Below are 11,554 nucleotides of genomic sequence, written 5' to 3'. Positions count from 1 at the left end.
TTCGCCAACCATGGCGCTTCAAGAGTTGATAGAAGGCATCACGTGTGTAGGAAGAACCTAACTCCTTTTTATAAGCCTGAAATAAGGCATCAATTGTAACAAATTCTCCTGCCTCTGCAGCCTTCAAATGACGGGCAAGAAAGGCTTTCTCTTCCTCAATTGTCATATATGCATGGTTACGACAACCACGTGTTTCTTGAAGGAGAGAATCGAGTCCGAACTCCTCATATTTTTTTACAGTTGGCCAAATCGTTGTTTGATTACAGTCTAAAAGCTCTATAATCTCTTTATAAGATTTGCCCATCAGACGAAATAGAACGATTTGAAGGCGTTTATGATATTTAGCTGTACTAGAGTCTTTTAAAAGTGTTTTGATAGCTTGGATTTCTTCTTTAGTTGATTTCATATTACTATTATATAATGCTTTTTTATTTTAGTCTAGTATTAATCCCAATTTTCCATTATGAATACAATAGTAAATGGTTGAAATTCCCACGTTAACCCCTTTAGCCATAACCATCATTTCAGGAGAAAACTTTTGATTATGATAGTGGAGAATCTTTTCCTTTAGTTCTTTGGTTAAGCTTGATTTCTTGACCGAGCGCTTGCGATTGTTTTCATAAGACTGTTGAGCATAGTCGGCAGAATAAACCTCTTTGAAGCGCCCTTTTCCAAGACATTGTCGGACTGTCCCACGCTTGATTTCAGTGTGGATAGTTTGAGGAGCTTTTCCAAGCAAAGAGGCAATTTCTCTATTTGATTTTCCTTCTTTTGTTTGGCTTTTGTAGTATAATTGTCTTGCATCTCTGTGCCTTTCTTGTGTTTGTGGTTGAACAACAAGTATAACACAGAGGTGTTTTCTTATGCCTAGAAGAGCTTTCATTTTTTTCAAAAAAGGTTGAAAAAACACCTTTGTGAGATGAAATACCCTTCAAATACCGTATCTCCCAAGTGAAAATCTCACAAATTTCTTAAACTTTGAGTCAAACTTCACATATCTAATCCATATCGATAGTTGGACAGAACTCACTTCTATGGTATTATCCTATCCCCCCTTCCAAATGTCAAGCAAAAATGACAAGTATTTTAGAAATAACTCGCCATTTCATTAACTTTCTACTATATTAAAAAAATGTGACCTCATAGCAAGGACTCAAACTCAGCGACGCTCATACCCAGCTGATGGCTGGCAACCTCGGAAGTCAGAAGTCCTTGGCGAACCATATCCAGAAAGGCAAAAAGTTTCCCACGTTCCAAGCCTTCTTCTCGCCCTTGTTCAATCCCTTCAGCTCGTCCACGTTCAAGACCACGCTCCAGTCCCTGTTCAAGCCCCTCTGCACGACCTCTCTCCAACCCTTTTTCTTCAGCTTGTTCCAAGTCATAGTCCTGTGCTAATAAGGCTTGTTCTTCTCGCATACGTAGTTGACTAAACATTTTCCTGTCCTCCTCGGACCAGCTCTTGTAATCTAGCAGTTGGTCTGCTTGGCTGATGGCTCGCTCGGGGCGCTGGGTAAAGGGTTTATTCCCGAAAAACTCCAACCATGGCTTGCGAACGCTATCCTTGCTGGTTTCTCTGTATTTTTATACCATCTTGACTAGATGGTTTTCCTGTCCATTGTTTGTGATGGTTAAGACTTCACCTGTCGTTCCCTCTCGCATACTAAAGCTATGAAAAGCTTAATCATCCTGAAAGTAATTACTATCCACAATAGCTATTGCGTATACTGATGCGATGTGTTTATAACTTTGGTGAGCGTTTCCTTCTTATTGGCGAATTTTTTCTAGATTTTGATTGACCTGACTGCACAAGTAAGCCCACAGGAGATTGATGAAAAAATTCTGATGATGAACCTGAATTTCAATGATTACTTGGGTTCCATTATCCAACTCCACCAAGACATCAATACTGGTATAGAAATCTTGTGCTTAATAGGGCAGAGAAGGCAAGACGTGAATGTTACTTCCTTCCAAAATGGTCACATTTTTTGCTGGTAAATCCAGCATATCGCGAATAAATTGACAAGTGATTTCTGGATTGCTGAAAATTTTCTTAGCGTCCAAATCATTGGTTGAGCTAATGCCCGGATGTCTTAGAATCATTCTTTCTCTCCTTTCATTATAGCACATTTTTAAATCTAGGTTTGCTAGATTCACTGCTTCTATCTATAGTAAAATGAACTAAAAACAATACACAATGTTGTATAATCTTCTTATGGCATATTCAATAGATTTTCGTAAAAAAGTTCTCGGCTATTGTGAGCGAACAGGTAGTATAACAAAAGCATCACAGGTTTTCCAAATCTCACGTAATACCATTTATGGCTGGTTAAGGCTAAAAGAGGGAACAGAAGAGCTAAACCATCAAGTAAAAGGAACAAAACCAAGAAAAGTTGATAGAGATAGACTTAAAAACTATCTTACTGACAATCCAGACGCTTATTTGACTGAAATAGCTTCTGAATTTGGCTGTCATCCAACTACTATCCACTATGCGCTCAAATTTATGGGGTACACTCGAAAAAAAGAACCACACCTACTATGAACAAGACCCAGAAAAGTATCCTTATTTCTTAAGAATTTTAATAGTTTAAAGCACTTAGCACCTGTTTATATTGATGAAACAGGATTCGATACTTACTTTTATCGAGAATATGGTTGCTCATCAAAAGGTCAGTTAATAGGAGGTAAAGTCTCTGGAAGAAGATATCAGGGGATTTCTTTGGTTGCAGGGCTAACAAATGGTGAGTTAATCGCTCCAATAACTTACCAAGAAACAATGACGAGCGACTTTTTTGAAGCTTGGTTTCAGAAATTTCTCTTACCGACATTAAATACACCCTCAGTTATTATTATGGATAATGCAAGATTCCAATAGAATAGCTAGGATAGAATTCTTGTGTGAAGAGTTTGGGCATAAACTTTTACCCCTTCCTCCCTACTCACCTGAGTACAATCCTATTGAGAAGACATGGGCTCATATCAAAAAGCATCTCAAAAAGGTATTACCAAGTTGCAATACCTTTTACGAGGCTCTTTTGTCTTGTTCTTGTTTCAATTGACTATATTTATTCGGAAAAAAGACGAAAAAACCTGAGAACCATCTCAGGCTTGGTCATTAAATTTTTTTCTCAATACCGAAAAGTGGAGAAAGTGGTCGTTTTTCATGAATACGTACGATAGCATCCCCTAGAAGATGAGCGATTGAAATTTGCTCAATCTTATCAATCAAACGCTCTTCTGGCAGATAGATGGTATCCAAAACAACCAATTTCTTAATAGCTGAATTTTGGATATTGTCCATAGCAGGACCAGAAAGCACTGGGTGCGTACAGCTTGCATAGACTTCAACAGCACCAGCTTCCGCAAGAGCATCTGCCGCATGACAAATCGTTCCAGCCGTATCAATCATATCATCAATCAAGATACAAGTCTTGCCTTCGACCTTACCGATGATGTTCATGACTTCACTAGTATTCATCTTATCAACGCTACGACGTTTATCAATGATAGCGATAGATGTTTTCAAAAATTCTGCCAACTTACGAGCACGAGTCACCCCTCCATGGTCTGGGCTGACAACCACATAGTCCGAACCAACCATGCCACGACGCTCAAAATAATCCGCAATCAGAGGAGCTCCCATCAAATGATCCACAGGAATATCAAAGAATCCTTGAATCTGCGCAGCATGCAAGTCGATGGTCAATAAACGATCCACTCCAGCTACTTCAAGCATATTTGCGACAAGTTTTGAAGTGATTGGCTCACGCGCTCTCGCCTTTCTATCCTGACGTGCATACCCATAGTAAGGCATGACAACATTGACAGATTCTGCACTCGCACGCTTCAAAGCATCCACCATAATCAAAATTTCAAGCAGATTGTCATTTACAGGCGAGCTAGTTGATTGTAGGATAAAGACGTGTTTCCCTCGGATTGATTCTTCGATGTTGACCTGAATCTCTCCATCTGAAAATTGGCGAACACTTGATTTCCCCAACTCTATCCCAATCTCCTGCGCCACACGTTCTGCCAATTCTTTATTAGAAGAAAGGGCAAACAGCTTTAAATCAGAAAAAGACATGATTTCCTCCGGTATATATGTATCGCTTGTGCTTTTCACAAGATTTTCCATCTACCATTGTAGCGCTTTTTGCACTATTTTTCAATCAAAAATAAAAGAAGGGCACCATATTTGTACCCTTGCATCATTCTTTTGAAAAATATTCTAGGTCATCAACTCATTGTGTTTCTCAACAAAGCAATAAGCATGATAAAAACCATAGAGAGCAATAGCCGTAACCACTGGAATCGCTAAAGGCAACTCTGTCTCCAATTCAACAAAAGGAGAGTTAAACAAGAAGTGAGTTCCCAAGGCTAAACCTAGAAAAATAAGACCCTGTTTCTTGCCAACCTTCTGCCCTTTATAGGCTCTGTAAAGCAAGTAAACACCTACTACAGCTAGATCTGAAAAAGTCCAGTGAGAGGCAATTCCTGAGATGATACGCTCTAAAATTCGCGAAATAGTAAAGTCAAAGCCCTCTGGCAAATCCGTACGAATGTAACCAATATCCTCAATCATTTGGAATCCCAAACCAGAAGCAATCCCTAATAAAAACAAAGATTTTAATTTTCGCACAGGAATCAAAGCTAAAACAAAGACAAGTGGCAATAATTTCAAGGGTTCTTCTACCAAAGGAGCCACAATAGCACTTTCAAAGGCATTTAAAAACGCACTATCTGGGAAAAGAACGCCCAGTAAATCATGAATATAGGTATTAGCAAAGCTAGACAACCATCCTGCAAGGAACATCCCACCCAATAAAGACAAAATCAAGGCGTTCTTTGGGAATTCCCATTTTTTCCCAATACGGAAGAGAAAATAAAGAGCCGGAATCATGTAAAAGAGAGGTAGAAAGATAGAAACTCCCATTAGTCCATATTCCGCACCTGACCTCGAACCGTCCGTATAGTAGATGGTTTCATACTGTAAACCAATACATAGCAATAAAATAAAAATAAAATACTGCTTTTCTTCATACACTTTCTTTCTAAATGAAGTATTTATAATTCTACGACTGTCATACTTCCTGTATCAACATTGTAAATGGCACCAGAGATAATGACATCGTCTGGTATTAGGGGAGACTCGATAAGCAGTTGCATATCCTCGCGTACACTCTCTTCTATATCTTGGAAGGGCAAGAAATCCTGGTCTGACACATCTACACCTAATTCCTCTTTTAAATACTCCTGAAAAGGTTCATTTTCAAAGGTCTGAGCACCACAGTCTGTATGGTGCAATACCACAATCTCTCTTGTCCCCATTTGTTGCTGGGAAATAACTAGCGAACGAATCATGTCTTCAGTCACTCGACCACCTGCATTCCGCAAAATATGAGCATCCCCAAGTGCCAAACCTAGAGCTTGCGCAACGTGCAAACGTGAGTCCATACAGGTCACAATAGCTACTCTTGTTTTGGGTTTAAGTGGCAGATTTAACTGCCCATGTAAGGCAACATAAGCCTGATTAGCTTGCATAAACTGTTCAAAATACGACACGATTCCCTCCTTGAAAATTTGATAGTCAAATATTTCTCCTATCTTATCATTTTTAAGAGAATTTGTCACGGATTATGCAAAGACCTTTTTCAAAACTTCCTGAATCGTTGTCACGCCAATGACCTGAATTTCCTTAGGCAGAGTGATTCCTGTCAAGGAATTCTTAGGTACATAAATCTTAGTAAAGCCCAGTTTAGCAGCTTCGTTGATGCGTTGCTCAATACGATTCACGCGCCGAATCTCTCCTGTCAAACCAAGTTCTCCCACAAAACATTCCTGAGGATTAGTTGGCTTGTCCTTATAGCTCGAAGCAATAGCAACAGCAACGGCCAAGTCAATGGCAGGTTCATCCAATTTGACACCGCCAGCAGATTTAAGATAGGCGTCCTGATTTTGCAAGAGAAGACCTGCCCGCTTTTCCAAAACAGCCATAATCAAGCTAGCACGGTTAAAATCAAGTCCTGTCGTCGTACGCTTGGCATTTCCAAACATGGTCGGTGTCACCAAGGCCTGCACTTCTGCAAGAATAGGACGCGTCCCTTCCATGGTCACAACGATTGATGAGCCAGTCGCTCCATCCAAACGCTCTTCTAGGAAAACTTGACTCGGATTAAGAACCTCAACCAAGCCACCTGACTGCATCTCAAAAATCCCAATCTCATTAGTGGAGCCAAAACGGTTTTTGACCGCTCTCAAAATACGAAAGGTATGGTGACGCTCCCCTTCAAAGTAAAGTACCGTATCCACCATATGCTCCAACATACGAGGCCCAGCTAATGTTCCTTCCTTGGTCACATGACCTACGATAAAGATGGCAATGTTATTGGTTTTAGCCAGCTGCATAAGTTCAGCCGTCACCTCACGCACCTGAGAAACAGAGCCCTGCACCCCTGAAATCTCAGGAGACATAATAGTCTGGATGGAGTCAATAATGAGAAAGTCTGGTTGGATACGCTCCACCTCAGCACGAACACTCTGCATATTGGTCTCTGCATAAAGATAAAACTCACTATCAATATCACCCAAGCGCTCTGCTCGTAGCTTGATTTGCTGAGCAGACTCCTCCCCACTGACGTAGAGAACAGTCCCCACTTGGGACAACTGGGTTGAGACTTGTAGGAGAAGGGTTGATTTCCCAATTCCAGGATCCCCACCTATGAGGACGAGACTTCCTGGTACCACTCCGCCTCCAAGTACACGGTTGAATTCCTCCATCTCTGTCTTGGTTCGATTGACATTGATGGAGGTCACTTCAGCCAGTTTCATGGGCTTGGTTTTCTCACCTGTTAAAGACACACGCGCATTTTTGACCTCGACAACCTCAACCTCTTCTACAAAAGAAGACCAAGACCCACAGTTGGGGCAACGCCCCAGATATTTAGGTGAATTATACCCACAATTTTGACATACAAATGTCGCTTTTTTCTTTGCGATGATAAACCTCTTTCTATATCTCTAATTCACACTCAACCACTTGGCAAAAATCAATCTTCTCATTTGGCACAAACTGACGCATGAGCATGTTGTGAGTTACCACTATCACGGTCTGGTAATCTCGATACTTAGCCATGCATTCTAGAAAACGAGACTTCATCTCCGCAGCTGTCTCATATTGAATAGGACTATTAGGAAGCAACTCCCCCTTGTTTTCTAAAAACAGGCTTCTAGCTGTTTCATAGTTTTCTATTCCTGTTTCATAGACCTGCCATTCATGTAATAATGGCTCCACTCTCAAAGGAAGTCCCGTAGCACAAACCACATAAGAAGCCGTTTCTAAAGCTCTTGTGACTGCAGAAGATACGATTATTTCAGCTGAAAAGAGTAAAGGATTGGTGCTCAGTTCCTGAGCTTGCTGCCGTCCCTTCTCAGATAAGGGCGCCAAATCTATCCCAAATCCCGTATAAGAACGCTCCTCTAACTCACGATAATCTGGCTCCCCGTGACGTACAAAGATAATCTTCATTCTAGTGCCCTGTTGAACCAAATCCACCAGTTCGAACGCCATCAGCCGCATCGCCATCTGCAATTAAGAAAGGAGCAAAGACAGCCTGAACAATACGTTCTCCAACTTCAAGAACAACCTCTTGGTCTGTGATATTCTTCATCTGCGCAAAAATATGCCCCTCGTTTCCAGGATTTCCATAATAATCCCCATCAATAACGCCAACTGAATTAATTAAAACCAAGCCCTTCTTACGAGGGTTTGAAGAACGATCATATAGGTAGAGAACCTCTGTCGGTTGCATATAAGCCTTAACCCCTGTCGGAACCAATACAATCTCTCCTGGCGCAATAACCGTACGCACAGCAACCTTTAAGTCGTAACCAGCCGCATGAGCTGTCTCACGCTTGGGCAATAAATTCTCATCTGTAAAACTAGAAACCAATTCAAAACCACGAATTTTCATCATCTTCTCTTTTCTATTATCATTTATTCTAGATTATTCTATCTTATTTATTCGGAAAAAGCACGAAAAAAAGAGCACACAATTCAAATCGCTTAGGGCTGCTGGATTCCTCCCCTGACCCGCTTCACGCAGAACTGTTGCTCCACTATTTATTATATCACATTCCTATTCATTTTAAAAGCAAAATTATTTTTTCCGTCTATTTCTAAAAAAGTCCTGCATGATAGCTGCGCAGTCATCTTCCAAAATTCCTATTTCAACCTCTACACGATGGTTAAGACGCTCATCTGTCAAGATATCGTACAAACTTCCAGCAGCGCCAAATTTCTGGTTTTTAGCCCCATAGACCACGTTTGGAATACGGGCAAGCCCAATCGCCCCACTACACATGACACACGGCTCAATGGTCACAAAAAGTGTGCAGTCCAGCAAGCGCCAGCTCTCCTCACTCAAGTTCGCATCCTCTATGGCCATAATCTCCGCATGCATAACCGCTCGCTGCAGTTCCTCACGCGCATTATGCCCACGGCCAATGATTTCTCCGTCCTTGACAATCACACAACCAATTGGAATTTCATCGTGTTCAAGAGCAATCTCAGACTCTCTCAAAGCTTCCCTCATAAAGACTTCTTTTTCTTCAACTGTATAATTCATCAATTTCCCTTTTACTACTTATCGATTTTATTATTATATCATGAATCCCAAGACAAAAAAAGCCACCAAATGCGGTGACTTTATAGGGAGATTATTATGAAAAAGAAAAGTTTAGGATATTCGTTACAACAAGTTAGGAGGTCTTCTTGTAACTGTCTATAGTATACCCGACCTATCTTAAACAAATCTTAAAAATCTCTTAGGACCAAACACTTTCTAAAATATTTGTTTGTTCACGACCAGGACCCACTGAGAAAGTAGAAATACGAACGCCAACCAATTCACTCACACGACGAACATAGTTACGCGCATTCTCAGGAAGATACTCCAAATTACGAACTCCAGTAATATCTTCTGACCAACCTGGCAACTCTTCATAGATAGGTTTGCAACGCTTCAATTGCTCAAGACTAGCTGGATAGTAGTCAATACGTTGACCATCAAGATCATAGGCCACACAGATTTTCACAGTATCTAAACCACTCAAAACATCGATAGAGTTCAATGAAAGATTAGTAATACCAGAAACACGACGACTATGGCGCATCACAACTGAGTCAAACCATCCCACACGACGTGGACGACCAGTTGTTGTACCATATTCATGACCTACTTCACGGATACGTTCTCCCACTTCATCAAACAACTCAGTTGGGAAAGGACCGTCTCCTACACGACTCGTATAGGCTTTACATACACCTACAACCTTGTCAATCTTGCTTGGACCGACACCAGAACCAATTGTCACACCACCAGCCACAGGGTTTGAAGAAGTAACAAATGGATAGGTCCCTTGGTCAATATCTAGCATAACACCTTGTGCACCTTCAAAAAGCACACGTTTACCATTATCAAGCGCATCATTCAAAATGACGGACGTGTCTGTCACATATTTCTTGATTTGTTGACCATATTCGTAATATTCTTCAAAAATATCATCGAAGACGATAGCTTTACTATCATACAATTTTTCAAAAAGACGATTCTTTTCAGCAAGGTTACGTTCTAAACGCTCACGGAAAATGTCTTTATCCAAAAGATCGGCGATACGAATTCCCACACGAGCAGCCTTGTCCATATAAGCTGGACCAATTCCCTTGATTGTAGTCCCAATCTTATTGTCGCCCTTAGCTTCTTCTTGCAAACGATCTAACTCGATATGATAAGGCAAAATGACATGCGCGCGATCAGAAATACGCAAGTTATCAGTTGTAACACCTTCCTCATGAAGATAGCTCAACTCTTTTACAAGAGATTTAGGATTTACAACCATACCATTCCCAATAACAGAGATTTTTTCAGGGAAGAAAATCCCAGATGGAATCAAGTGCAATTTAAACTTCTTACCATCAATCACAATCGTGTGACCTGCATTATCACCACCTTGGTAACGTGCAATCACTTCTGCATTCGCTGAAAGGAAGTCTGTAATCTTCCCTTTACCTTCATCACCCCATTGGGTACCTACAACAACAACTGAAGTCATAATCTTGTCTGAGCCCTCAGGCTCTTCCTTTCTCACATACATGGCAGGACTCTCACCTGCAATTATATCTTACAATTTATTATAAGAAAAAATCGCCTTTTTATCAAGAAGAAACAATAGAAAGATTTGCTATTTCCAACTATTAAAAAATGATTTAGAAAAATAAGCAGCTATTTATTATTATCTTTCCATAAAAAAGTAAATTTGTTCGGAAATTAACTCAGACTATCTCAACAAGAAATAAAACCTTGTTTCATTATCATCTTTTCAAGATACAAACGATAAGCAACACGATAATGGTAAACGATAAAATCCCTACGACACCCAATACCATATCTCACTAAATAATAAATTAAAAATTTAAAATGAAAATGTTCCCAGTCAAAATTATCACCAAATACAGTACCATACTCTTCTTCAATATTTCTATAAAAATCCGCCATCTGCTCATAAATTTTTTGTAACATGATCAAATACTCCTTTTCTTTTTTATGAACTTATTCTAACAAAAAATTTTAATTAATCATTAATAATTCCTGAATTGTACAAATACCAACCTCAATAAGATAAAAAATAGGAAAAGTTGACAGAATAGGAACAAATTTACTACCTAAATTAGACTATTATAGACCTTATTAACTGCGTTAAATACTAAAAGAGAGTTGAGGTAAAAATCTTAAAATAAGAAAAACGCATAGTATAGTTGCTTAGTTTCAAACAAGCATGCTATAATAAAGCTATGGCATATAGTACAGATTTTAAACAGCGAGCATTAGATTACATCAAAGAGGGGCACAGCCATGTCGAGGCAGCCAAGGTTTTTGATGTCGGCGTCAGAACTCTCTTCACATGGAAAAAGAACTTACGTGAACAAGGACACTTAGAGATGAAAAAGCGAGTCGTCAAAAACCGAAAGATTCCTTTAGAGGAATTGAAAGCCTTTGTAGAGGCTCATCCAGATGCTTTTTTACGGGAAATTGCGGCACATTTTGATTGTGCTGTCCCTTCAGTATGGGCAGCTTTAAAGCAGATGAAGGTCACTTCAAAAAAAGATGACGAGCTTTAAGGAACAAGACCCAGAGAAAGTATCTGAGTTTCTTGATATTTTGGATAACCTAAACGATTTACCAATCGTATATATTGATGAAACAGGAATCGACCGCTATCTCTATCGTCCTTATGCAGGGGCTCCTAGAGGGGAGAAAGTCTATGAAAAGATTAGCGGACGTCGTTTTGAGCGAACTTCAATTGTTGCAGGACAAGTAGACGGAGAGTTTATAGCTCCCATGATTTACAAGAACAGCAGGACAAGCGATTTCTTTGTGGAGTGGTTCAAAACGCAACTCCTACCTGCTTTGAAGACACCTCATGTTATTATCATGGACAATGCTAGTTTTGATCCCAAGAACATTTTGGATGAACTCTGCATCCAAGATAAACTCTT

Annotated in this window: 10 protein-coding genes, 1 other RNA gene and 4 pseudogenes; 2 read left to right on the top strand and 13 right to left on the bottom strand. The window is 40.0% G+C overall.

Translation table 11 applies throughout. The features are described 5' to 3' along the window. From HT715_RS09235 to HT715_RS12025, 3 genes and pseudogenes are all read right to left on the bottom strand, one after another. The coding region (locus HT715_RS09235; RefSeq protein WP_172922926.1) for a helix-turn-helix domain-containing protein at positions 1 to 406 on the bottom strand (406 nt) is incomplete at its 3' end. A gap of 39 nt (positions 407 to 445) precedes the next feature. Then, positions 446 to 844, bottom strand: a pseudogene (locus tag HT715_RS09230) (helix-turn-helix domain-containing protein); the annotation flags it as partial. A 296-nt stretch (positions 845 to 1,140) separates the two neighbouring features. Next, positions 1,141 to 2,100: pseudogene (locus HT715_RS12025) on the bottom strand (PD-(D/E)XK nuclease family transposase). A gap of 112 nt (positions 2,101 to 2,212) precedes the next feature. Between HT715_RS12025 and HT715_RS09215 the strand changes: the two are divergent. Beyond that, positions 2,213 to 3,059: pseudogene (locus HT715_RS09215) on the top strand (IS630 family transposase). Between the two features lie 56 nt (positions 3,060 to 3,115). On the opposite strand, the gene HT715_RS09210 reads toward HT715_RS09215, so the two are convergent. From HT715_RS09210 to comW, 10 genes are all read right to left on the bottom strand, one after another. Continuing rightward, positions 3,116 to 4,084 (bottom strand): ribose-phosphate diphosphokinase, encoded by a 969-nt coding sequence (locus tag HT715_RS09210; RefSeq protein ID WP_000010159.1) that lies wholly within the window; start codon positions 4,082 to 4,084, stop codon positions 3,116 to 3,118. A gap of 144 nt (positions 4,085 to 4,228) precedes the next feature. Next, positions 4,229 to 5,044: a PrsW family intramembrane metalloprotease gene (locus HT715_RS09205; protein ID WP_138699993.1), complete on the bottom strand. Its 816-nt coding sequence runs from the start codon at positions 5,042 to 5,044 to the stop codon at positions 4,229 to 4,231. Positions 5,045 to 5,064: 20 nt separating this feature from the next. Next, the gene (locus HT715_RS09200) at positions 5,065 to 5,562 is read right to left on the bottom strand and encodes a carbonic anhydrase (RefSeq protein WP_001809263.1); all 498 of its coding nucleotides are present in this window, start codon (positions 5,560 to 5,562) and stop codon (positions 5,065 to 5,067) included. Positions 5,563 to 5,634: 72 nt separating this feature from the next. Continuing rightward, positions 5,635 to 6,999, bottom strand: coding sequence for a DNA repair protein RadA (gene radA, locus HT715_RS09195; protein ID WP_162199288.1), 1,365 nt, complete (start codon positions 6,997 to 6,999; stop codon positions 5,635 to 5,637). 10 nt (positions 7,000 to 7,009) lie between these two features. Next, positions 7,010 to 7,567: a histidine phosphatase family protein gene (locus tag HT715_RS09190; RefSeq protein ID WP_014017168.1), complete on the bottom strand. Its 558-nt coding sequence runs from the start codon at positions 7,565 to 7,567 to the stop codon at positions 7,010 to 7,012. Beyond that, positions 7,527 to 7,970 carry a dUTP diphosphatase gene (locus HT715_RS09185; protein ID WP_000701986.1) on the bottom strand — a complete coding sequence of 148 codons (444 nt, stop codon included), beginning with the start codon at positions 7,968 to 7,970 and terminating at the stop codon, positions 7,527 to 7,529. Before HT715_RS09185 ends, HT715_RS09190 begins: the two co-directional genes overlap by 41 nt. A gap of 56 nt (positions 7,971 to 8,026) precedes the next feature. Further along, positions 8,027 to 8,124, bottom strand: an RNA gene (gene ffs / locus HT715_RS09180) — signal recognition particle sRNA small type. A 32-nt stretch (positions 8,125 to 8,156) separates the two neighbouring features. After that, on the bottom strand, positions 8,157 to 8,624 hold the full coding sequence (gene tadA, locus HT715_RS09175; protein ID WP_001110115.1) for a tRNA adenosine(34) deaminase TadA: 468 nt from the start codon (positions 8,622 to 8,624) through the stop codon (positions 8,157 to 8,159). Positions 8,625 to 8,823: 199 nt separating this feature from the next. After that, positions 8,824 to 10,110 carry an adenylosuccinate synthase gene (locus tag HT715_RS09170; RefSeq protein ID WP_014017167.1) on the bottom strand — a complete coding sequence of 429 codons (1,287 nt, stop codon included), beginning with the start codon at positions 10,108 to 10,110 and terminating at the stop codon, positions 8,824 to 8,826. 230 nt (positions 10,111 to 10,340) lie between these two features. Then, complete coding sequence (gene comW, locus HT715_RS09165) at positions 10,341 to 10,577, bottom strand: sigma(X)-activator ComW (protein WP_000939541.1); 237 nt, start codon at positions 10,575 to 10,577, stop codon at positions 10,341 to 10,343. 272 nt (positions 10,578 to 10,849) lie between these two features. On the opposite strand from comW, the pseudogene HT715_RS12020 reads away from it, so the two are divergent. After that, positions 10,850 to 11,554: pseudogene (locus HT715_RS12020) on the top strand (IS630 transposase-related protein); the annotation flags it as partial.

Origin of the sequence: Streptococcus sp. 4155 (genome assembly GCF_013276695.1) — a bacterium.
GTDB lineage: Bacteria > Bacillota > Bacilli > Lactobacillales > Streptococcaceae > Streptococcus > Streptococcus pseudopneumoniae.
Note: the sequence above shows the minus strand (reverse complement) of the source record. Positions and strands in the feature narration are given on the sequence as shown.